19 protein-coding genes are annotated in these 21,497 nt (G+C 64.5%); 4 read left to right on the plus strand and 15 right to left on the minus strand.

Going from position 1 to position 21,497, the window contains the following annotated elements; genetic code table 11:
* Positions 1-55: 55 nt before the first annotated feature.
* The 8 genes from GKC30_RS03100 to GKC30_RS03135 form a co-directional block, all read right to left on the minus strand.
* Entirely contained in the window at positions 56-712 is a 657-nt protein-coding gene (locus GKC30_RS03100) for a CBS domain-containing protein (protein ID WP_155932214.1), read from the minus strand.
* Between the two features lie 151 nt (positions 713-863).
* Positions 864-1,898 carry a GNAT family N-acetyltransferase gene (locus tag GKC30_RS03105; RefSeq protein WP_155932215.1) on the minus strand — a complete coding sequence of 345 codons (1,035 nt, stop codon included), beginning with the start codon at positions 1,896-1,898 and terminating at the stop codon, positions 864-866.
* A complete protein-coding gene (locus tag GKC30_RS03110; protein WP_155932216.1) occupies positions 1,895-2,962 on the minus strand; it encodes an SGNH/GDSL hydrolase family protein in 1,068 nt (355 codons plus the stop codon). The genes GKC30_RS03105 and GKC30_RS03110 overlap by 4 nt, the downstream gene beginning before the upstream one ends.
* 28 nt (positions 2,963-2,990) lie before the next feature.
* Positions 2,991-3,518, minus strand: coding sequence for a nucleoside deaminase (locus GKC30_RS03115; protein ID WP_155932217.1), 528 nt, complete (start codon positions 3,516-3,518; stop codon positions 2,991-2,993).
* A 33-nt stretch (positions 3,519-3,551) separates the two neighbouring features.
* Complete coding sequence (gene hisC / locus GKC30_RS03120) at positions 3,552-4,670, minus strand: histidinol-phosphate transaminase (protein WP_155932218.1); 1,119 nt, start codon at positions 4,668-4,670, stop codon at positions 3,552-3,554.
* Complete coding sequence (locus GKC30_RS03125; protein WP_155932219.1) at positions 4,663-5,991, minus strand: ATP-binding protein; 1,329 nt, start codon at positions 5,989-5,991, stop codon at positions 4,663-4,665. Before GKC30_RS03125 ends, hisC begins: the two co-directional genes overlap by 8 nt.
* Positions 5,992-6,129: 138 nt before the next feature.
* Complete coding sequence (locus GKC30_RS03130) at positions 6,130-7,491, minus strand: sigma-54-dependent transcriptional regulator (protein WP_155932396.1); 1,362 nt, start codon at positions 7,489-7,491, stop codon at positions 6,130-6,132.
* Positions 7,491-9,956, minus strand: coding sequence for a c-type heme family protein (locus GKC30_RS03135; RefSeq protein WP_155932220.1), 2,466 nt, complete (start codon positions 9,954-9,956; stop codon positions 7,491-7,493). Before GKC30_RS03135 ends, GKC30_RS03130 begins: the two co-directional genes overlap by 1 nt.
* A 122-nt stretch (positions 9,957-10,078) precedes the next feature.
* Between GKC30_RS03135 and GKC30_RS03140 the strand changes: the two genes are divergently transcribed.
* Positions 10,079-10,429, plus strand: coding sequence for a hypothetical protein (locus tag GKC30_RS03140; RefSeq protein ID WP_155932221.1), 351 nt, complete (start codon positions 10,079-10,081; stop codon positions 10,427-10,429).
* Between the two features lie 10 nt (positions 10,430-10,439).
* Here the strand turns inward: GKC30_RS03140 and GKC30_RS03145 are convergent, their stop codons facing one another.
* Together GKC30_RS03145 and GKC30_RS03150 are read right to left on the minus strand one after the other, a co-directional pair.
* Complete coding sequence (locus tag GKC30_RS03145) at positions 10,440-10,730, minus strand: hypothetical protein (RefSeq protein ID WP_155932222.1); 291 nt, start codon at positions 10,728-10,730, stop codon at positions 10,440-10,442.
* Positions 10,731-10,850: 120 nt separating this feature from the next.
* Complete coding sequence (locus GKC30_RS03150) at positions 10,851-12,602, minus strand: YeiH family protein (RefSeq protein WP_155932223.1); 1,752 nt, start codon at positions 12,600-12,602, stop codon at positions 10,851-10,853.
* A 325-nt stretch (positions 12,603-12,927) separates the two neighbouring features.
* Here GKC30_RS03150 and GKC30_RS03155 point away from each other — a divergent pair, with 325 nt between their 5' ends.
* Positions 12,928-13,461: a ferritin-like domain-containing protein gene (locus GKC30_RS03155; RefSeq protein ID WP_155932224.1), complete on the plus strand. Its 534-nt coding sequence runs from the start codon at positions 12,928-12,930 to the stop codon at positions 13,459-13,461.
* A gap of 80 nt (positions 13,462-13,541) precedes the next feature.
* Here the strand turns inward: GKC30_RS03155 and GKC30_RS03160 are convergent, their stop codons facing one another.
* From GKC30_RS03160 to GKC30_RS03175, 4 genes are all read right to left on the minus strand, one after another.
* The gene (locus GKC30_RS03160) at positions 13,542-14,885 is read right to left on the minus strand and encodes a glutamine synthetase family protein (protein WP_155932225.1); all 1,344 of its coding nucleotides are present in this window, start codon (positions 14,883-14,885) and stop codon (positions 13,542-13,544) included.
* Positions 14,886-15,142: 257 nt separating this feature from the next.
* The gene (locus tag GKC30_RS03165; RefSeq protein ID WP_155932226.1) at positions 15,143-15,565 is read right to left on the minus strand and encodes a universal stress protein; all 423 of its coding nucleotides are present in this window, start codon (positions 15,563-15,565) and stop codon (positions 15,143-15,145) included.
* Positions 15,562-16,182 carry a sugar transferase gene (locus GKC30_RS03170; protein WP_155932227.1) on the minus strand — a complete coding sequence of 207 codons (621 nt, stop codon included), beginning with the start codon at positions 16,180-16,182 and terminating at the stop codon, positions 15,562-15,564. Before GKC30_RS03170 ends, GKC30_RS03165 begins: the two co-directional genes overlap by 4 nt.
* Complete coding sequence (locus GKC30_RS03175) at positions 16,179-17,363, minus strand: glycosyltransferase family 4 protein (RefSeq protein WP_155932228.1); 1,185 nt, start codon at positions 17,361-17,363, stop codon at positions 16,179-16,181. The genes GKC30_RS03170 and GKC30_RS03175 overlap by 4 nt, the downstream gene beginning before the upstream one ends.
* Positions 17,364-17,572: 209 nt before the next feature.
* Between GKC30_RS03175 and GKC30_RS03180 the strand changes: the two genes are divergently transcribed.
* Positions 17,573-17,779, plus strand: coding sequence for a hypothetical protein (locus GKC30_RS03180; RefSeq protein ID WP_155932229.1), 207 nt, complete (start codon positions 17,573-17,575; stop codon positions 17,777-17,779).
* Positions 17,780-17,842: 63 nt separating this feature from the next.
* On the opposite strand, the gene GKC30_RS03185 is transcribed toward GKC30_RS03180, so the two are convergent.
* Complete coding sequence (locus GKC30_RS03185; protein ID WP_269203797.1) at positions 17,843-19,552, minus strand: methyl-accepting chemotaxis protein; 1,710 nt, start codon at positions 19,550-19,552, stop codon at positions 17,843-17,845.
* A gap of 239 nt (positions 19,553-19,791) precedes the next feature.
* On the opposite strand from GKC30_RS03185, the gene ilvD reads away from it, so the two are divergent.
* Entirely contained in the window at positions 19,792-21,453 is a 1,662-nt protein-coding gene (ilvD, locus tag GKC30_RS03190; RefSeq protein WP_155932230.1) for a dihydroxy-acid dehydratase, read from the plus strand.
* The last annotated feature ends 44 nt before the right edge of the window (positions 21,454-21,497 follow it).

The following is a 21,497-nucleotide window of genomic DNA, read 5'->3' on the forward strand; positions in this document are numbered from 1 at the left end:
GCGAATACCGTCTAACTCCGACCAGCCCGCATGTGTGGTGATTGCGGGTAGACCCTTAGGTCCATTCTCCCCGGAAATCCTCGGGAGCGACCAGTTTGTAGCCCCGTTCCCGAAGCGCGGCGGCCACGGGGGAGGGGTCTTCGGTATCTATTCGGACGACCACGATCCTGCGTCCGTTATAAAAGAATGTCCCGGTGGAGATGATGGATATCTTCATGTTGGCGATGACACCGGCGACTTCGTAAAGCACGCCGGAGCGGTCCTCCACCTCAAGGGTCAGGCGGCTGCCGCCCTCGCGGTATCCCATCTCCTCGGCCAGCACGTCGAGCATGACGTTGCGGTTGATGTACCCGATCAGCTCTCCGGCGTCGTCCACCACGGCCAGTCCGGCCAGGTTCATTTCGTACATCATGTCGGCCGCGCCCTCGATTTCCGTTTCCGGGCTGACGGTCTTGATGTCCGTGCGGTAGATCTTCTCCACCGTGAGCTTGCTCATCAGGTAGTTGAGTTCGTGTTTCTCAAGAGAGGTCATGATGCTCGGCATGGCCGCGGAGATATCCTCCTTGCGCACATAGCCGACCAGCCTGCCCTCTTCGTTGACCACCAGAAGCATCCACAAGGTGCTGGTGTCCAGCATCTTCTGGGCGTCCTTTACCAGGGTCTGGGGGGTGACCTTCACGAAGTCGCGCAGCATCTTCAGTCCGACGTACATGACACTCTCCTTGGAAACATGGACCCAGGGTTCGCGCCTCACCCGAAGCAAGGTCGGGTTGCGCACGAGTCTGTCCAGTTCCGGTGCTTACAACCCGATTCGTGCCGTCAAGTCAAGCGGAATCCGGTCGATTAGACAATTGTTGCCCGCATCAGGACGAGGCAGGAACGGTCACGGACTCACGGTCCGCCCGCACCATGTCGCACATGGCCTTGGACCGCTTGCCGTACAGGATGATGGCGTCCCAGTCCGGCTCCCTGGGCGTTTTCTGCATGACCAGCCCGTCGGCGCCGAACCAGTGGGGCAGCAGCCCGCCAAAGAAATAGCCCCGCTCGCGCAACAGGTCCACGGCCTGATCCACGGCCGGGTCGCCCAGGTTGAGAAATATCTGTATGGTTTCGGCCCGTTCCTCCGCCCCGGCCGTCACCGCATCGAAATCGGCCCCGGCCCGGGGCACGGTCAGACGGCACAACCCGGCCTCGGGCAGGAGGAATTCGCTCCACTGCGTGTCACCGGCCAAGGGCTGGGGGGCGAGGGTTTCGCGCACAAGGCCGAATCTATCCCAAAGCCCCCGGAGGAACCCGCCATACGGCTCGGGAGCCCTCGCGGCGCACGGGCTCGGCTTGAGCACGGCAAACATGAGCAAAAGAGAGACGTTGCGGGATACGCCGCCCTCGACCTCGTAGGTCTTGGCGGGCATGCACTCCAGCGCGAGGCCGGTGCAGTCCAGGCCGTCCTGAAAGGCGACCCGCTGCGATGCCGGATGATTGCACACCGCCTCGCAGAAGACCACGGGCAGCCCGAGCCTTCTGGCCTGGACCTGCATGACCTCGCGGGAGATGTCCCTTGCCACGTGGCTGCGACGATACTGCTTGAGGACCATGAACTGGCCCCCCTCGTATACGTCCGGGTTGGGCGCGTGGCGGAAGAGCCCGGCCAGCCCCACCACCTCGCCGCGCGGGGTGCGGGCCACGATGGTGTACTGGTCGTCGGTGGCGTTGCGCCGGACCACTTCGTCCGGGTCATAGACATGCCCGATGGGAAAGGCGTCCCCATACACTTCGAGATAAGCGAGGCTGACGCCCAGGGCGTCCTCGGGCCTAAACAGCCCCACCTCCACCTCCTGGCCCGGCTCGATCTCGCGCCGCGCCTCGCGCAACCTGGCTATCAACGCCTCCCGGTTCATGCGGATTCTCCTTCCAGCAGGTCGTTTTTTTGCAATTCGTCAAACAGGGCCTGGGCCAGTGCCTCGTGGCCCTCTGCCGAGAAATGCATGAGGTCGAGATAGAAATGGAAACGGCGCGGGTGGCCCCAGAGGCGGGGCGCGGTGCGCAGGATCGGCAGGTCGCGCGGCCCGGCCACGTCGGCCGTGACCTGTTCCACCAGATGGAACTGCCCGGCGCTCCACTCGCCCACGAAGTTGCGCCAGTTGGACTGGAGGGCTGACAGGCCGCCCTCGTCGCCGTCCGGAGACTGTGGCGTGTAAGCCGGAACGAAATCGAGCATGACCACCCGCGCCCCACGCGACTCGGCGAACTGCACCATGCGCTCAAGGTTCTCCCTCGCGTACTCCTTGAGCCGCTCCGCCGCAAAACCGGGCTTGGCCACAAACTGCCCGCCACGGGCGCCAAGGCCCAGGCGGCGGCGCAGAAGCCAACCCAGGCAGGTCTGATCCATGAACCGGATGTACCATGGCGTGCGCCGCTCCAGCTTGCGGACAAAGCCCATGGGCCACGGCGTGCCCGGCACCCAGTCCGCGCCGCTGATCCGGGCGATGGTCTCGTCGTTGAGGTTGGGCCGCAGGACCAGGATATCGCCCTTGGCCAGGGGCAGCGCACAGACCGCCTCGGCGGTCTGAAGGCCGTTGTAGCCGATGATGGACCCGTTCATCACCTGATAGTCGGCCCCGGCCTCGTCCAGTCTCTTTTGCAGGGCCTTGAACCAGATGTGCTCCTCGTCCGCGAGCTTGGCCCCGAACAGCTCGGACTCGCCCACGACCCAGATGCGCCGTCTGCCGGGCTGCGGCTCCGGGCCGCGCTGGCCCGGGCTGTTGATGTGCACCCGGGGCGAGGCGTAGCCGGGCGCAAGCCGCCAGAACAGCGGCGGGCCGCACTCCTGCAGGAATTCACCGTAGGGATATTCGCCGATCCGCCGGGGCCGGAACGGCAGGCCGTGGGTCTTCAGACAGCGTTTCCTGGCCTTGATCTCGGCCAGGGCGAGAAGCAGGACGGCGAGCAGCAGATAGATCACGATATTTCCTTAGATGCGGTTTGCGGCTTCAGCCTCGGCAGGCCGGGCAGCGTTTGAAGGATTCGTCCACGATGCGCAGCCCCTCGTCCTCGAAGTACGGCCCCTGCACGACCATGGGGGTGCTCATATACCGGGCGCACTCGCGGCTGGTGAGGAATATCCTCGGCCAAGTGGCGGAAACCGCATGGGCCGAATACAGACGCTCGGCGCTCAGGCCGAAGACCAGCCGCCCAATCCCGGCCTTGAACATGGCGAACATGCACATGGCGCACGGCTCCACGCTCGAATAGAGAGTGGACCCGGCCCGAAACTCTGGATCGTCGTAGTAGGCGTGGCAAAACCGCGAAGCCAGCACGGCTTCGACGTGCCGGGTGCGATCCCGTGCGCCAATGGCTTCGGCCTGTTGGGTCATGACGACCACGCCATCAGGTCCGGCCACCACGGCCCCGAAGGGTCCCTCGCCCGAAAGGGCCGATGCCCAGGCCGCGTCCAGGGCTGCCTTGAGATTCCTTCTGTCCGCGGACGACAGCGGGACGGATGTATCGTGTCTGGCCATGACTCCCCCCTGTTCCCGACCTGTCCAAGCAGGTCATGCGGTTTTGTCCAGCACCCGACGGAAGGCCCGGCAAAAATCCTCCATCACCGGCCCCTGCACCAGACTGACCCGAATCCAGTTGGGAAACCGGAACCCGGTCATGGTCCTGACCATGATCCCCTCGCGCATCAGCTTGCGGTACATGAGCGTGTCGGGCATGGGCACGCGGACCATCAGGTAGTTCCCCTCGTTGGCAATGTATTCAAGCCCCATGGCGTCGAACATGGGACAGAGCCGTTCGCGAGCCTCCCGCACCATGGTCCGGGTCGCCGCGATGAACGGGGCGTCGTCGCGCAAGGCGGCCTCGGCGCAACGCTGGGCCAGGGTATTGACCGAATAGACCACATGGGTGCGCCGGACCATGTCCACCACAGCGGCCGAGCCGCACAGGTAGCCCACGCGCAGGGCAGCCAGGGCATACATCTTGGAGAAGGTCCGAAAGACGATGACATTGGGGTGGCGCTCCATCAACGCCATGCCGTCCGGGTAGTCCTCCCTGTCCACATACTCGAAGTACGCCTCGTCGATGACCACCACGGCCCGGCCGTCCACCTCGTCCAGGAAGGCGTCCATGGTCGCCCGGTCCCAGTAGGTGCCGGTGGGATTGTTGGGATTGCAGACAAAGAGGATCTTGGTCCGCTCGTCCATGGCATCAAGCATGCCCCGCGGATCAAACGCCATGTCCCGAAGCGGGATCAGCCGCGCCTTGATGCCCGAGAACTCGGCAACCCACTCGTAGACCGCAAAGGTGCGGTCCGCGGTGACGATGTTGTCGCCCTCCCCGCAAAAAGCCTTGATCACGCTGGCGATGACCTCGCAGGAACCGTTGCCCACCAGGAACCGTTCGGGGTCCTTGCCGAAACGCCCGGCCAGACTGTGACGCAGGTCAAAACAATCGCCGTTGGGATAGACCGTCACGACCCCGGACGGGAAGGATTCCACCGCCTCGCGCACTGCTGGCGGCGGCCCCAGAGCGTTTTCGTTGTTGTTGAGGCGGTGGAGATGGTCCACGCCGTACAGGCGCATCAGCTCCCTGTCAGGGTTGCTCGGCCGGTAGGACTCGAAGCTTCGGACATGAGCCGGAACCAGTCGCCGCAGGTCGAGGTCAGCCATGCAGGAACACCACCATGTCCGACTTGCCCGCGTCAGGCAGCACCAGCCTGGGCGCGAATCCGCCCCGGACAAGGGAACCGGCCAGGGCCGCCTGCCAGCCATGGGCGAGGTCGAGCCGGAAAAGAATACTGCGATAGCCGTCGTGGGTCAGGGTGCGCACATGATCGGCCACGGCCTGATCCGCGTCCCGGCCCGCCACCATGGGGGCCAGGGTGGCTATGCCCAGCTCGGGCCGCAGCCGGGCCGAAAAGACGCTGCGCTCAGGCAGGTCCGCTCCCGCGTGGTCCACCTCGCGGATATCGCGCATGAGCACCAGCTGGTCGTAGGCCGCCTCCAGAAAGGGGCGCAAGGCCGGATGGGTCCAGACCGCCCGGCCCGAATCCTCGCGAAGATGGCGGAACAGGATGTCCAGCTCGACACCCTCCTGCCCGGCCCCGTCAGCCGGCATGGCGCCCCGAAGCCCCGGCCGCCCCAGGGGGAGCCGCCCCAGGAGTTCATAATTCTCAGCCGTCAGGTCGGCGGTGGCCAGCTCGCTGAACAGGCTCACCGCCCTGGTCCGCGCCACCGCGGCAAACATCCACTCCTCCAGCTTCCCGGCCGTGCCCCCGCCGCGGACAAAGACATACGGCCCGCAGAATCCAACGCTACGCTCGGAGGGCGAGCGCCAGGTCATGAGCCCGGCCGGGGCACCCGTGCCGTCCACGGCCAGGGCCACGGTCATGTCCCCCCGGTCCGCCATCTGGACGGCCTTGCCCGGAGTGAAAAAAGTCTCGTTGACCAGGTGGGCGGGATAATGGTCCACGGCCAGGGCGCACGCCTCGCGAATCAGGGCGGGCTCCGGGTCGTCCACCACGCGGACCTCGCCCCTGGCGTCCGCAGCCCGGACCGGACGCGGCGTCACCGCCTCATAGGCATGGTCCTGACGCAGCTCCAGGTGCACCACGCGGCCGTCGAGCCTGATCTCGAAGCCGTCGGACATGCGCGCGGCCAGAAGCAGCCCCAGGCGGTCCATGGACCTGCCCGGCCCTATGTCCTCGCGGGCCGCAAGGTTCATGGCCCACAGATCGGACGGATCGGCGACAAAGGAGAAATCGGCGCGGACGCACCAGCCGCCAGGGGTCAGGGTCAGGTCCACGGCAACCCCGGCCGAGGTCTCGGCCAGATGGGAAAGAAGCTCCTCGGCGGCCATGGTCAGCCGCAGCGCCTTGCCTCTATCAAGACCAAAGGCAGCCGCCCCCTGCTCCACCACCCCCTGGACCAGGAGAATGAACCGGGCCTCTGCGGCCAGCCTGAGCGACACGGAATGATCTCGGACCTGCATGAAACCCCCGGGATTTGATCTTCCCAGCGTGTTACACGCCCCGGCCCAGCAATTCAAGAGGCCCGGTAAGAGCGACGCAGCGCAAACGCACCTGCTCAACCCAGCGCCTTGAGGAGAAACCGGGTTCCCATCCCACGCTCATGGTTGGCGGAATTCGTCGGGATCGATGTCGAAGCGGGCGAGCATGTTCTGCACCGCCACCCGGGAGAGGCCGGAGAGCCGGGCCGCCTGGGAGATATTGCCGCCGCTCTGGCGCAGGGCCTCGCGCACGTAGTTGGCCGTGAAACCGTCAACCATCCCGGCCTTGGCCTCCTTGAAGGGCGGCAACTCGGCCCCGGCCGAGGACGGCGCAGCAGGATCTCCAGCCGGACCAAACACGGCCAGCTTGCGCATGGCGTTTTGCAGCTCGCGGACGTTTCCGGGCCATTCCTGGGCTGCGAGGCGGCCCAGCGTGGCCGGGTCCAACTCCTTGTCGGGAAGCCCCAGTTCGCTGCACGCCTTGAGCAAAAAGTAACGCGCCAGGAGCGCGATGTCGCCCTGGCGCTCCCGCAGGGGGGGCAGGGTCAGACAGAGAACATTGATACGATGATACAGGTCGCTGCGGAACGAACCCGCTGCGATACGCGCCTGCAGGTCCTGATTGGTGGAGGCGATGACCCGGACATCGACCTTGCGGGCGCGGTCCGAGCCAACGGGGCGCACCTCGCCTTCCTGGAGTACCCGCAGCAACTTGGCCTGGGTCTCCAGCGGGATGTCGCCGATCTCGTCAAGGAGGATGGTGCCGGTGTGGGCTTTGACGAAGAGTCCCTCGCGGTCCTTGTCCGCACCGCTGAAGGCGCCCCTGACATGGCCGAAGAGCTCGCTTTCGAGCAGGTTCTCCGGGATGGCCGTGCAGTTGACGGTGACAAAGGGCTTGTGGGCGCGGGCGCTCAGGTCGCGAACCATGCCCGCCACCACCTCCTTGCCCGTGCCCGATTCGCCGAGAATGAGCACGGTATAGTCGGTTGCGGCCACGGCGGCCAGGGACTGCTTGAGCTGCTCCATGGCCGGGCTATCGCCGATGAGCCTGTCCTTGTGCAACTCCAGCCGGTTTCTCAGGCGACGGTTTTCGCGCAGCAACTGGCTGCGCTCAAGCCCCTTGGCCACCACGCGGAAGAGCGCGTCCGGCTCGATGGGCTTGGTCACGAAATCGTAGGCCCCGGCCTTGAGCGCGTCCACCGCCGTCTCGATGGAACCGTGGGCCGTGAGCATGACCACGGACAGGGCGGGGGATTCGGACAGGGCCTTGCGGATCAGGTCGATCCCGCACATGCCGGGCATCTGAAGATCGGTGATCATCAGGTCCACCGGCCCGCGCCCGAGCCGGGCCAGGGCCTGATCGCCCGACAGGGCCAGATGCACACGGACATCGGCGAAATGGCCTTCAATGAGCCGTTTGAGTCCCCTGGCGAAGTCCGCCTGATCGTCCACCACCAGTATCTCGGGCACGGGAGTATCCATCACGCCTCCTCCTGCGGTTGCGAAGCGGCGGGAAAACGCAGGGTGAACACGGCCCCTGCCGGGCTGCCCTCGCGCCCGGGGTCCTCCTCGGGATGGAGGTTGCCGGCCACGATGGAGCCGCCCAGATCGCTCATGAAGCCGAAGACCACGGCCAGCCCCAGGCCCGATCCCTTGTTGACCTCCTTGGTGGTGTAGAAGGGGTCGAAAATGAATGGCTGGTGATCGGCCGCAATACCCGCTCCGTTGTCCGAGACCTTGAGCACCACGTCTGACGCACCGGGATCGTGGCCGAGCTCGATGAAAACCTGACCGCCGCTCTCGGGCACCATGTCCAGGGCATTGAGCAACAGGTTGGCCATGATGTGCTCCACGGCCTGGGGCTCGGCGTTGACCGGGGGCACGGGGCCGTCCACGGCCACCTCGATACGCACCCCCTGCTTCTCGGCCTGGATGCGGAAGACATCGACCACCGAGCGGACCACCGGGACCATGTCCACGGCCTTGTCCGTAGCCACCTTGGGGCGGGCGAAATTGAGCAGATTCCTGAGGACGCTCTGGGCCTGGCGGGTGTGCTTGAGGATGACCTCCACATCGTCCGAGGGCTGTCCCTGGGGGACGCTGGTGCGCAGCAGCTCGCCGTAGCACAGGATGACGCCCAGGGGATTGTTGATCTCGTGGGCCAGACCCGAGGCGAGCTTGCCCACGGTGGCCATCTTCTCTGCCTGGTTCATCTGGGCCAGAAGCCTTTTCTGGCGCGTGGTCTCATGCACGTAGACCACGGCCCGGCCGCTTTCGTCCGCCCCGTTGGCGAGAACGGGATAGATGCTCAGGGAGAAGCTTCGGCCGCCGGGCAGCGCCACCTCCCGCGAGAGCACCTGATCCATGCCGATGGAGCGGGATATGTCGCAATCGCCGGTCTGCCCGCCCATGCCGCACAAAAGCCCGATGATGTTGCCGCTGTCAGACGCCCCCCCGGAGAGATCACGCGAGAGGGCGCGGGCAGCCTCGTTGACCACAATGGGCGAGCCGGAGCTGTCTGCCAGCAGCAGCGGCTCGGTGATGCCCTCGAATACGGCCTGAAGGTTGGCGTTATGCCGCATGATGCTGTCCAGGGCCGCGAAGTTTTCGGCAGCGATGCCGAGCTGGCGGCCGATGGCGATGAGCACGGCCCGGTCCTGGGCGCAGAAGGAGCGGCCGGGCTTGTGGTAGAGGCAGAGCAGCCCCTCGGCGCTGCCGGGCGAGGATTCTTCCGGAATGAAGGCGCGATCCGCCTCAATGAGCGGACGCGACTCCGAAAGCAGCGAAACCCAATCCTCGGGCAGGGCCGGCGGCTCGTCGGATTCGGGCCATGAGTAATGGCGGTTGGTGGACAGGGCGCAGAGGTGGACAGTGCGTTCAAGGTCGAAACGCTCGGCAATGAGGGGCAGGGTGGCCCGCCAAAGCTCCCGCCGCGACTGGCTGCGGCTTGAGCCCGCCAGGAGCCGGGCGAACATCTCCACGTCCGACTGCCGGGCCTGGGCCAGCCGGGCCAGCTCGCTGGTGCGCTCCTCGACCATGGTTTCGAGGTTGGTGGCGTAGTTCTGGAGCTTCTGGCGCGTCTCGTAAAGGTAGTCGCTCAACCGCTCGATGCCTGCGGTTATCTTGTGAATCTCGTCGCCCCGCTCCACCTCGCGATACAGGGCCATGCTCGTGTCGTCCTGGAAATTGCGGCGAAAGCTGGTGGTCAGGGTGCGTACGCTGTTGGCCACGATGCGCTTGAAAATGATGTTGGTGGCAACGAAATAGAAGAGAGCGGCCAAGGCGAAGACAATGGCATAGGTGGTGATGGCCCCGTGGATGCGGGCCACGGAGGCGGTCACCGGCAGCCCCACGAAATCCACCCCGCCCACGGTATCCGCCTCATGGCCAAATCCCCGGTCGCCGTAGCGCTCCACCAGTTCCACAGGGGCGTCCTCCACGGTCCCGTGGCAGCGCAGGCATTCCTCCCTGAAAACCACGGGCCTGGCCATGACAAAGTGGCGCACACCGTCGATATTCTCGTAACCGTGCCAGATCTGCGCGGCCCTGTCCTTCTGGAATCGGGCCACCAGACTGCGCTCGAGTTCGTTGGCTTCGAAATCCTCATTGCGCGCCCCGATGGCCACACGGCGATAGACATGGTGCGTGGAACCGTCCGAAATGCGGCTCATGACCCGCCGCGAGATATAGGAACTGGACATGGCCTCGATGACGAAGGCATCCGGCAGCTTGACGTACATGGCGGGGCGCAGGACGTGGCGCACATAGCTCTGGACCGAGTCCACCTGGGCCAAAACCATGCTCGCCTTGGCGTGGACCTCGCCTTCGAGCAGCTTGCCCATGTAGTAGGAGAACACGGCGTAGAGAATCCCGCCGATGACCAGAGAGGTCGCAATCAGCCCGATGAGAAATTTGCTTTGCAGGGAGTGGGGTCTGGGAAATCGCATCTGGTCGCCTCGGCGCTCTGTAGAACCAGAACACGGGCCACGTCAAGCCCGACTTGACGCCGCCGCTTCAATAAACGTAAGCTCCATGCAAGAGGTGGAAACGTATCCGCCGGGGAGCGCCTATGTCAGAGCTCGTCCTTGCGCTGCTGGTGTCCGGCATGGTCGGTGTCGCCACAGCCGACGCCTTTGTCCAGTCCTGGACCGGGGTGCTGCGATCGGCAGCGGCCATCGTCCTGCGTCTGCGCGGGCGCATAGACGGCCGGGCGCTTCTCTCCCGCATCGCCACCGCCCTGCCCCTTGCAATGCTCTTCGCTCTGGCCATGTTCCTTTTTTTCGCCCTCTATTCGCACGCGGGCCTTGGCCAGACCGAGGGCGAGCAGTTCGCCTTCTTTCTCGGGGTCGTGCCCCGGACCATCCTCTTTCTGACCGGAGCCTCGCGCCTCATAGAGACCATGTTCGATCCGGCCGATTGAGCCCGGCGGGCTACTCCGGCCCCGGACCGTGGGGTTGATACTCGATGGTGCTGCGCGCATTGTGGTCGGCGTGGCCCACTATCTCGACGCTGGTGTAGTAGTAGGCGCCCGTCTCGATACCCGTCTCATTGACAAAGGCGGCCAAGCTACCCAGGGCAGGCACGCTCGCGGCCAGCCGCGGTCCGGCCACAAACATGAACCCCCAGACCAACGCCGCCACCAGGGCCAGCGCGGCCCATCTGACGCCAAGGCTGTGGTCCGCCATCAGGCCGCTTCCGGTCGTTTCCGTCACTGTTGTCATCGCGCTTCTCCCTGCATCCGCCCGCCCTTCCCGCTTCCCCGCCATGGCGGGGAAACGGGTGGCCGGAAGGATTTCGCGAACCCCTCCGGCCTGTGGGGTGAGGGCAGTAGGTTCTATGGATTAGATGCTGGCCGTGATGTCCGGGAACACCAGGTAGAACATGATGTAGGCCATCAGCAGCGTCAGGCACAGGTTGAAGCCCTGGCCGCATGCGTACAGGATCAGCGGCTTGCCGCCCTTGAAGTAGGGGCGCAGCTCGCGGAAGTTGGTGGCCAGTCCGATGGCGGCAAAGGACAGGCAGAAGAACCAGCCGCGCAGCGGGCCGGAGAAGCCGCGCAGCACGCCCTGGTCAACCATGGTGAAGCCCACATCCGAACCCATCACGCTGTAAACCATCGAAAAGACGATGGATGCGGTCAAAAAGCCCAGCACGAACTTGGGGAAGCGGTGCCAGATTTCCATGGCGCTGACGCGCTGGCCCTCGACGCACTCGACCTTGGTGCACCAATACACGGCCACACCGAAGGCAGTCATGCCGATGAGCACGTTCTGGATCATCTTGATGGTAGCGGCCACATACAAAGCTTTCTCGGAGAGGAAGGCTCCGGCAGCGGCCACCGCGCCGGTTGCGTCGATGGTGCCGCCCATCCAGGCGCCGCCCAGAATGTAGGGCATGCCGGTGGCCTTGATGATGATGGGCATGACCACCATCATGATGGCGGTGAAGACCAGGGACAGGCCGATGGCCAGGGTCAGCTCCTCCTTCTTGGCCTTGCAGGCTGCGGCTGTGGCGATGGCCGCCGAAGTGCCGCACACGGACATGTCGGCGGAGATGACCATGTTCAGGGTCTTGGATTTGATCTTGAGCACCTTCTGGCCGAAGATGAAGGTGGTGATGAGCACCACCGGGGTGACCACCCAGGCCACAAAGATGCCGGGGATGCCGATGGCCACGATCTTGTTGAAGAGCACCTCGGCGCCAAGCAGCACCAGACCGGCCTTGATGAAGAACTCGACCTGCAAAGCCTTCTTGGCCCAGTTGGGCGTGCCCACGGTGTTGGAGATGATCATGCCAAGGGCGATGGCCCAGGCAGCGTCGCCGATGCCGTAGTAGGCCATGGTCTTCTGCCCCGCCAGCACATAGGCGATGAACGCAATGCCGAAAACGAAGCCGAACCCCTTGAAGAAGGCAGCGCCCGAGCCGTCGATAAACTGCATGCCCACGGCGAAGACCGCGCCAAAGACCACCAGGAGCAGAAGCAGGCCGGGGATCAGGTTGTACGGCTTGTTTGTGGTCTTGCCCTTGGCCGAGGAGGCCTTGGTCCGCAGCTTGAGCCACTCCTCAATCTGGGACGAAGCCTTGGCGTTGAGGGCCGCGTCCTTGAATCCGGCCTGCCCGGCAGCGGCCTGGGCGGCCAGGGCCGTGGTCTTGGCCTGCACGGCCGCTGCAGCCGCGGCCTCGTACGCAGGCATGGCCGCGGCGTTCATGGCGTCGGCCTGCTCTTTGGAAAGGATCAGGGAATCCAAAGGATTGCTGGACCACTTCTTGGGTTTTGCCAGATAGGCCGAGATGCTCTTTGCCAGAGCGCCGTCCCTGGCCTTGATCCGCTCCTTGGCCGTCTGGGCCTCATACCAGGCCACGGTCTTGAAGGGCGCCTTGGCCGCTTCGGCCTCCATGATGGCGTTGGCCTCGGCGAATTTATCCCGCATCCCGGCCGGTTCGTTATTGAAATAGATGACGGAACCGATGATCAGGATCAAAAAGCCCAGCCAGATGGCCCAGTAATCCTCTTTCTTCCAGAGGTCGGACCACGAGCTGGTAGCCTTGTCCACCACCACATCGTCTCTTTCTTGCGCAACATTCTCTGCCATAGCCGTTCTCCTCAAAGTGATTTTTTCGCCGAAGGCCGCCTGCCCGCAGGCACGGTCCGCCGCCGACATGCCGCCTTGAGCAAATGCCGGGCCACTTTGGCTGCGACCATGCACCTGCCCGAAATCACAGGAAGATGTCACAAGCAGCACCTCACGGACCGTAAAGCTCCCTTTGCACCGCCCCCCCCGCAGACCGACATCCCGGCTTTGCACCCGGCCGCGTGGCGTGGCGGAGGCGGCGGCACATTGCGCCCCTGGCCCCGACCATGGTATCGGTGGTCCCAGAGCATCCCCAAACCATAATCGACAACCAAGGACGGGAATCATGACCAAAGACAAGGAAACCAGACGCGGAAAGGTGATCGAGGTACTGAACAAGGCCAGGGCCATGGAGCTGACCGCCATCTCGCAGTACATGAACCAGCACTATGGCCTGGACGCCATGGACTACGGCGATCTGGCCAAGAATCTGAAGCTCATCGCCATCGACGAGATGCGTCATGCCGAGATGCTCGCCGAGCGGGTCAAGGAGCTGGGCGGCGAGCCGGTGAGCGAAGCGGACGCCAAGACGGTCCGCAATCAGGCGGTCCAGGAAATCTTCGGATTCTCCGCCGACCTGGAAGATGTGACCATCGACGTATACAACCAGTTCCTGCTGACCTGTAGGGAAAACGGCGACAGCATCAGCGTCAAGCTCTTCGAGACCCTCATTGAAGAGGAGCAGGAGCACTTCAACTACTTCGACGGCGTCAGCGAGCACATCACCAAGCTGGGAGACAACTTCCTGGCCCGCATCGCCGGCACCCCCGCCTCCACCGGCCTTCAGCCCCAGGGCTTCGCCGTGGCCAAGGACGCATAGCCTTCCCTGCCGACACGCCAAAAAAGCAAAAGGCCCTTCGTGCGCGAAGGGCCTTTTGTCATGCAATGGCGCGGATAGAATCAGAGAATGGGAAGGTATTTGTCCAGTTCATACTCTGTGACCTGGGTGCGGTATTCGTCCCATTCGGCCAGCTTGTTCTCCACCAGAGCGGTATGCAGGTGCTCGCCGAGCACCTCCTTCATGAAGGCGGATTTACGCAGAACCGTGGCGGCCTCGTACAGGGAGCCTGGCAGGGCCTTGATTTTGTTACGCTTGAGGGTCCGGTCGTTCATGGCGAAGATGTCCTCCTCCACCGGATCGGGCAGCACATAATTCTCCTCGATGCCCTTGAGGCCCGAGGCGAGCTGCACGGCAAAGCAGAGATAGGGATTTGCCGCCGGGTCCGGGCAGCGCAGCTCCATGCGGGTGGCCGCCTCCTTGCCCGGTTTGTACATGGGCACCCTGACCAGGGCGGAGCGGTTGCGCCTGGCCCAGGCGATGTAGACCGGGGCCTCGTAGCCGGGAACCAGCCGCTTGTAGGAGTTGACCCACTGGTTGGTCACGGCCACGAACTCGGGCGCGTGCTTGAGGATGCCTGCGATGTAGGACTTGCCCTCGGGCGAGAGATTGTACTCGTCGCTTGCGTCGTAGAAGACGTTGCGACCGTTCTTGAACAGGGACTGGTGGACATGCATGCCCGAACCGTTTTCGCCGAAGATGGGCTTGGGCATGAAGGTGGCGTAGCAGCCGTGTTTGCGGGCGGTCTCCTTGACCACCACCCGATAGGTCATGGCCGTGTCCGCCATGATCATCCCGTCCTGGTAGCGCAGATCGATCTCGTGCTGGGACGGAGCCACCTCGTGATGGGAATACTCCACCTGAATGCCCATGGCCCCCAGGGCGAAGATGATGTCGCGGCGGATGTTGTTGCCCAGATCCAGGGGCGGGGCGTCGAAGTAGCCGCCCGAGTCCAGCACCTGGGTGTCCTGATCATCGGCAAAGAGGAAGAATTCAAGTTCCGGGCCGACGTAGAAGGTGTAGCCCTTTTCCGCCGCCATGCCCATGACCCGCTTGAGCACATAGCGGGAGTCGGCGGCAAAGGGCGAGCCGTCGGGATTGACCACGTCGCAGAACATGCGCGCCACCGGGCGTTCCGCGGGCCGCCAGGAGCATATCTGGAAGGTGGTCGGATCGGGCATGGCAACCATGTCCGACTCATCGATGCGGCAAAATCCGAGGATGGACGAACCGTCGAACCCCATGCCCTCCTCAAAGGACGCCTCAAGCTCGCTTGGCGTGAGCTGGAAGCTCTTCAGCGTGCCCAGGATGTCCACGAACCAATACTGGATGAAGCTCACGTCATAATCGCTGACCGCCTTCATCACGTCGTCCGCGTTCTTGCAGTTGAATACCGGGATGCTCATACCTTTCCTCCGTCTGGGGTTTCCGGCAGCGGGCCGGTTCTGCCGCCTGGGGCCGGGGCCGGAATTCAGCCCGATGCTACTCGGCGTAAAAGGCGAGGCGGCGCCATGGGTCCGTGTTACCCGCTTACCTGGGGCGTGATCAACACAAATGTCCAGATACTTGATGCCCGTCCGCCCGTCAGACGGATGCGGTCCCGGTCCGGCGGTCCAGGCGGCGGAGCCCGTGCCTCCTGGCCCCGCCCAGGGCGGCGGCGAACCTACTTGACCACCAGTACGGGGCAGTGGGCGATATTGAGTACCTTGTGAGTGACCGAGCCGAGGATGAGTCCTTCAAGGTTGGACTTGCCCTTGGAGCCCATGACCACGAGGTCGCACTTCTCCACCTCGGCCACGTTGGCGATGACATCGGCGACACCGCCTCCGACGACCAGATCGATGTAGTCGATCCTGGCGTTGTCCAGCCTGCCGCGATAATGGGCCATGACCACCTCGGCGTTTTTGGTCAGGTACTCCAGGAGTTCGTCGGCATTGGGCTGGCCCAGGCCGGTGGGCACGGTCTTGCGCACATGCAGGAGCACGACGGACGCGTTGAAGCTGGCGGCCATGTCCATGGCCATGTCCGCGGCAGCGTCAGAAAAACGCGAGCCGTCCACGGGCAGCAGGATGCGGGTGATGTTCATCGGTGTCCCTCCTTGTCTTCGGGCTTGTCGGCGTTGCCCATGAATTCCTCCGTAGTGGCGTGGCCCGGCTGGCAGACCCCATCGGCCCTGAAGACCGATCCCAGCGTCATCCAGAGGATTTTCAGGTCCAGTGCCAGGGAACGGTTGTCCACATACCACACATCGTACTCCAATTTCTCTTCCCAGGAAATGGCATTGCGCCCGTTGACCTGGGCCCAGCCGGTGATGCCGGGCCGCACCTCGTGGCGACGCGCCTGCCGCGGCGAATAGCGGTCGAGATAAGCCATGAGCAGCGGCCTGGGTCCCACCAGGGACATGTCGCCGCGCAGGACGTTGATCAACTCGGGCAGCTCGTCCAGCGAGGTGGCCCGCAGAAAACGGCCAAACCGGGTCAGCCGCTCGCAGTCGGGCAGCGGCTTGCCGTCGCGCCCCTCGGCATGGCGCATGGTGCGGAATTTGATGATGGTGAAGGGGCTGCCGTGCAGGCCGGGCCGGACCTGGCGGAAGAATACCGGGGACCCCAGAGCGAGACGAACGACCAAGGCCAGGACGGCCAGCACCGGCCAGAGGAGGAGCAGGGCCGCGCCTGCCGCGACCAGATCGAAAAGCCTCTTCATGCCTCGGCCCCGGCTCCGGCCTCGCGACCGGGTTCCGCTCCCGGCCCGCCAGGGAGCAGGCCCATGAAAGCCAGGATGGCGTCGTTGACCCGGTTGACGTCAAAACGCGCTTCGGCCCTGGCCCGGCTGGCGGCGCCCAGGGTCCGGGCCAGGGCAGGATCGAGGATGAACCGCTCCATGGCTTGGGTCAGGGATTCTACGTCCCTGGGCGGCACAAGAAATCCGTTTAGGCCTGGCTCAACGGTCTCCCGGCAGCCCGGCGCATCGGTGGTGACAACAGCCCGGCCCATGCTCATGGCCTCAAGAATGGAGCGGGGCACGCCCTCGCGGTAGTGGCTGGGCAGCACGTACACGGATGCCCCGGCCAGGAGCGGGCGCACGTCGTCCACCGGGTCCAGCACTTCCAGGGCTCCGTCGCGCCGCCAGGCAGCGATCTCGTCCGGGGTGACGGCATCGCCCCCGCTCTCAAGAGGCCCGGCCAGCCGGAACACGGCTCCGGGATGTCGCGCCTTGAGCCGGGCGGCCGCCTCGGCGAACAAACCGACGCCCTTGGATTTGAGGAGCCTGGAGAGACACAGAAACACCGTCTCCTGGGGCAATGGGGCCACGGCATAATGGTCCAGATCCACGCCCGAGCCGCCCACCACCGTGGTGGCCACCCGCTCCGGCACGACCCCGAGCCTTTGAAAAAAATTCTCATCATCTGGATTCTGGAAGATGATCCCGTCGCAGGCGTTGATGCCCGAGCGGTACATGCCCTTGGCCACGTTGAAGAGAATGCGCCGCCTGAGCCCGGCCGGCTCCTCGGTGAAGGCGTAGCCCAGGCCGGTGATCATGGCGTAGACGCGCTTTCTCTCTCCCACCCAGACCATGCGCGCCGCCAGGGAGCCGTAGACAACGGGCTTGAAGGTGTAGGAGAGGACCATGTCCGGCCGGATACGTTGAAGCGCCTGCTTGATATGGAGCAAGGCCCCGATGTCGGCCAGGGGATTCATGCCGCGGCGGGAAAGCGGGATACGGTGATAGTCCGCTCCCAGGGCCTCAAGCTGCGGCCCCACATCCGGGACATGGGCCGGAGCCAGCCCGTGGACCTCATGGCCCAAGGCCACCATCCGGGCCAGCAGAGGCCCGCGAAAATTGATCAGAGACGGCGCGTACCCGCCGATGACGGCTATCCTCATTGCTCTCCCCGTTTTCAGCCCGGCCGCGCCCGACGGCGGCCGATCGTCACTCCCTATCAAAAGCGCGGGCCTTTGGAAACAGCGATGGCCCGGCACACTCCGCCGGAGACGCGGGCGTCGACACAGCATTGGCAGTTGATTTTTATGACGGACACTCTATACATGCAACATAGAGGGATGCCAGTCCGGGTCAAACCAAGGAGCTGTGGATGCCAGAATACGTCTTGAACACCAACGCCCAGCGCACCGGAGAACGTGAGGTCCACGAGACAACATGCCAATTTGCCCCGCAGCCGAGGAACCGGATACCCCTGGGCTGGCATCGGGACTGCTTTGACGCGGTGGCCGAAGCGAGGAGGGTCTTCGTCAACGTGGACGGCTGCAAATACTGCTGCAGGGCCTGCCATACACGGTAGACCGGCGGGTTGCCTGGGCCCGGAACGAGCGGACCCGCCTCGCGGCGGGTCCGTTGTTAGTGCTCAGTAGCGCTCGAATTCCGCTTCCCGCTCCCTGGCCGGGGCAGCGGGCAGGGCGCGGACCGGCATCCGGCCCTGGGCCGTGCGCCTCCTGGACGCCACGGCGTCCAGGCGGAAGAAGCTCATGATTTCGATGAGCTGCTCGGCCTGGGCAGCCAGCTCCTCGCTGGTGGAAGCCAGCTCTTCGGAGGCCGAGGCGTTCTGCTGGATGAGCCCGTCGAGCTGATGCAGGGCCTCGCTGATCTGTCGCGCCCCGGAGTCCATCTCCGCGCTGGCCGAGGCGATCTCGTCCACCAACTCGGCCGTCTGGTTGATGGCCGGAACGATTTCATCAAGGAGCGACCCGGCCTCCTCGGCAACGCGTACGCTCGAACCCGAAAGTTCGCCGATCTCGGCTGCGGCCGAACCGCTGCGCTCGGCCAGCTTGCGCACCTCGGCAGCCACCACGGCAAACCCTTTGCCGTGCTCCCCGGCCCTGGCCGCCTCGATGGCCGCGTTGAGCGCCAGCAGGTTGGTCTGGCGGGCGATCTCCTCAATGATGGATATTTTCTCGGCAATGTCGCGCATGGCCGTCACCGTGTCCCTGACAGCCTCGCCACCCCTGGCGGCCTTGTCCGCCGCCTGACCGGCGATCTCGCGGGTGCGCCGGGCGCCGTCGGTGTTGGCAGCGATGTTGGTGGCCATCTGCTCCATGCTGGAGGAGACCTCTTCCACATTGGCCGCCTGATGCGACGCGCCTTGGGCCAGGGCTTGGCTGGCCGAAGACACTTCCTCGCTGCCGGTGGTGACGTTCTCGGCCCCGTGGTTGACCTTATCAATAATTTCCGTAAGTGTGCCGTGCATTTCCTTGAGGGATCTGAACACGCCGGACTCGGTCTTCCGATCCGTGCGCAGATCCACGGTCAGGTCGCCCCGGGCGATGGTTCCCACATATCCGGCGATGACATCCGGCTCGCCCCCGAGTTGGGCCAGCAAACGGGAGATGATCAGTACGGCCAGCCCCAGCGAAATGAGTACTGCCAGGATGACGACGATGGCGGAAACCGTCCTGCTCAGTTCATAGTCGGCACGGTTTTCCCCGTACACCTCGGCGGCCACCTTGAGTTGCAGACTGATCAGTCTGCCGTATTCCACGGTAAGCGGGTCGATGACCTGATAGAGCCGCCTGTCCGCCAGCTCGCCCAGGGCACCCCTGTCCTGCCGGGCCAGAATGGATTCCAGTTCGGCCACCAGCGCATCGGCCGGAGCCATGCGGGCCTTGAGGGCGTCCACCAGCCGCGCCTCCTCTGCGGTCAGCCGGGTGGAGAGATAGGCCGAGAGTTGCCGATCGATCTCGCGCCGGGCCTCGCGCACGGCCTCGACGCCCTGGTTCCAGGGCAACATGCCCCCGCGCACCTTGTGGGTGATGTCCACGATATTCACGGCGTACATATCCGAAATGATCTTGAGCTGCTCAAGGGGCAGCACACGGTCCTCATAGACCTCGCGCAGCCCTTCCACCGCGTTGCCCGCGACGCGGGACTCGTAATAGGTCAGCGCCACCAGCGCAAACGCCATGACCCCCGCCATCAAATACAACCTCGTTCCGACTTTCAAGCGATTCCTCCTGCTCGACTTGCGTTGCGTCTCCGTCCTTCCCGATCGGGAGCGCCTCTGTGTTGACCGGCCGGATGCCGAAACCTGGCCGTCCCCCAGGTCTTCATCTGAATCCATTATAATCGGGAGGGCCCAGTCTTGACCAATATCCGAATATTTACAAAAATACTTTGAAAATGCAAGGAGATCTGTTGCAATGACCGACAGGCGCACGGCACGATCTTCACCGGACCGCCGCCGATCCGTCACATGGCTCCTCCGGCCTGACCTCTGAGGGAACGTCCAAAGAGGTTGACAGCCGCCAGCGTTGGCGGTGAAGTAGCCGTCCGCATTTCGACCAACGAAGGAGTCACCCCATGCGCAGCAAGATTATGACCGCCGGGCTGGAAAAAGCCCCGCACCGTTCGCTTCTCCACGCCAGCGGCCTGACCAGGGAGGAGCTGGCCCGCCCCCTCATCGGCGTGTGCAACAGCGCCAACGAGATTATCCCGGGTCATGTCCATCTCCACACCATAGCCAAAGCCGTCAAGGACGGCGTCCGCATGGCAGGCGGCACCCCCCTGGAATTTCCGGCCATCGGCGTGTGCGACGGGCTGGCCATGAACCACGAGGGAATGCGCATGTCCCTGCCCAGCCGCGAGATCATCGCCGACTCGGTGGAAATCATGGCCACGGCCCATCCCTTCGACGCCCTGGTCTGCATCACCAACTGCGACAAGATCGTGCCCGGCATGCTCATGGCCATCCTGCGCCTGAACATACCGGCCGTCATCGTCTCGGGCGGCCCCATGCTGGCGGGCCGCAGGAAGAGCGCGGACCTGATCACGGTCTTCGAGGGCGTGGGGCGTGTCAGAACCGGGGCCATGGACGAGGCAGAACTGGCCGCCCTGGAGGAGACCGCCTGCCCCACCTGCGGCTCGTGCGCAGGCATGTTCACGGCCAACTCCATGAACTGTCTGTCCGAGTCCATCGGTCTGGCCCTGCCGGGCAACGGCACCATTCCGGCAGTGATGTCGGCCAGGGTTCGGCTGGCCAAGCGGAGCGGAATGCAGGTCATGGAAATGCTCGAGCGCAACATCCGTCCACGCGACATCGTCACGGAAAAATCCGTGCATAACGCCGTGACCATGGACATGGCCCTTGGCTGCTCCACCAACACCACCCTGCACCTGCCCGCCCTCTTTGCCGAGGCAGGACTGGATTTGCACCTTGAAATGTTCAACGAGATCAGCAAGAAGACGCCCAACCTCTGCAAGCTCTCCCCGGCCGGGCCGCACTACATAGAGGATCTCAACGAGGCGGGCGGCATCCCCGGCGTCATGAGCGAGCTGGTCAAGCGCGACCTGCTCCACCTCGACGTGATGACCGTCACCGGCAAGACCCTGGGCGAGAACCTCAAGGAGCTTGATGCCAAGGTCCTCAACCATGACATTGTCCGGTCCGTGGACGCCCCTTATTCCGAAGAGGGCGGCATCGCCATCCTCTACGGCAACATCGCGCCCGAGGGGTGCTGCGTGAAGCAGTCGGCCGTGGCCCCGGAGATGATGGTCAACACCGGCACTGCCAGGGTCTTCCACTCCGAGGAGGAAAGCGTGCAGGCCATTATGGGCGGCGAGATCAAGGCTGGAGACGTGGTGGTGGTTCTTTACGAAGGTCCAAGGGGCGGGCCGGGCATGCGCGAGATGCTCACGCCCACCTCGGCCATTGCGGGCATGGGCCTTGGCGAGTCCGTGGCATTGATCACTGACGGCAGGTTTTCGGGCGGCACCCGTGGCGCGGCCATCGGCCATGTCTCGCCCGAAGCGGCCGCAGGCGGCCCGGTGGGCCTGATCCGCGACGGCGACAAAATCGCCATCGACATTCCGGCCCGGTCCATCACCCTGCTGGTGGACGACGCAGAGCTTGAGAAGCGACGCAGCACCTTCAAGCCCGTGGTCAAGGAGATCGCCTCCCCCTTCCTGCGCCGTTACGCAAAGCTCGTCACATCTGCCTCGCGGGGCGCGGTCTTCGAGCGCTGACCCTGCGCAGACGAACTCTCAAAGACCGGCCGGAGCCACGCCCC

The organism is Pseudodesulfovibrio alkaliphilus (assembly GCF_009729555.1).
GTDB classification, from domain to species: Bacteria; Desulfobacterota; Desulfovibrionia; order Desulfovibrionales; family Desulfovibrionaceae; genus Pseudodesulfovibrio; species Pseudodesulfovibrio alkaliphilus.

Excerpts from the sequence above, each read along its gene's own strand:
- GKC30_RS03100 (WP_155932214.1), bottom strand. The coding sequence starts at position 712 with ATGTACGTCGGACTGAAGATGCTGCGCGACTTCGTGAAGGTCACCCCC.
- GKC30_RS03105 (WP_155932215.1), bottom strand. The coding sequence starts at position 1,898 with ATGAACCGGGAGGCGTTGATAGCCAGGTTGCGCGAGGCGCGGCGCGAG.
- GKC30_RS03115 (WP_155932217.1), bottom strand. The coding sequence starts at position 3,518 with ATGGCCAGACACGATACATCCGTCCCGCTGTCGTCCGCGGACAGAAGG.
- hisC (WP_155932218.1), bottom strand. The coding sequence starts at position 4,670 with ATGGCTGACCTCGACCTGCGGCGACTGGTTCCGGCTCATGTCCGAAGC.
- GKC30_RS03125 (WP_155932219.1), bottom strand. The coding sequence starts at position 5,991 with ATGCAGGTCCGAGATCATTCCGTGTCGCTCAGGCTGGCCGCAGAGGCC.
- GKC30_RS03130 (WP_155932396.1), bottom strand. The coding sequence starts at position 7,491 with ATGGATACTCCCGTGCCCGAGATACTGGTGGTGGACGATCAGGCGGAC.
- GKC30_RS03135 (WP_155932220.1), bottom strand. The coding sequence starts at position 9,956 with ATGCGATTTCCCAGACCCCACTCCCTGCAAAGCAAATTTCTCATCGGG.
- GKC30_RS03140 (WP_155932221.1), top strand. The coding sequence starts at position 10,079 with ATGTCAGAGCTCGTCCTTGCGCTGCTGGTGTCCGGCATGGTCGGTGTC.
- GKC30_RS03145 (WP_155932222.1), bottom strand. The coding sequence starts at position 10,730 with ATGACAACAGTGACGGAAACGACCGGAAGCGGCCTGATGGCGGACCAC.
- GKC30_RS03150 (WP_155932223.1), bottom strand. The coding sequence starts at position 12,602 with ATGGCAGAGAATGTTGCGCAAGAAAGAGACGATGTGGTGGTGGACAAG.
- GKC30_RS03155 (WP_155932224.1), top strand. The coding sequence starts at position 12,928 with ATGACCAAAGACAAGGAAACCAGACGCGGAAAGGTGATCGAGGTACTG.
- GKC30_RS03160 (WP_155932225.1), bottom strand. The coding sequence starts at position 14,885 with ATGAGCATCCCGGTATTCAACTGCAAGAACGCGGACGACGTGATGAAG.
- GKC30_RS03165 (WP_155932226.1), bottom strand. The coding sequence starts at position 15,565 with ATGAACATCACCCGCATCCTGCTGCCCGTGGACGGCTCGCGTTTTTCT.
- GKC30_RS03170 (WP_155932227.1), bottom strand. The coding sequence starts at position 16,182 with ATGAAGAGGCTTTTCGATCTGGTCGCGGCAGGCGCGGCCCTGCTCCTC.
- GKC30_RS03175 (WP_155932228.1), bottom strand. The coding sequence starts at position 17,363 with ATGAGGATAGCCGTCATCGGCGGGTACGCGCCGTCTCTGATCAATTTT.
- GKC30_RS03180 (WP_155932229.1), top strand. The coding sequence starts at position 17,573 with ATGCCAGAATACGTCTTGAACACCAACGCCCAGCGCACCGGAGAACGT.
- GKC30_RS03185 (WP_269203797.1), bottom strand. The coding sequence starts at position 19,552 with ATGGATTCAGATGAAGACCTGGGGGACGGCCAGGTTTCGGCATCCGGC.
- ilvD (WP_155932230.1), top strand. The coding sequence starts at position 19,792 with ATGCGCAGCAAGATTATGACCGCCGGGCTGGAAAAAGCCCCGCACCGT.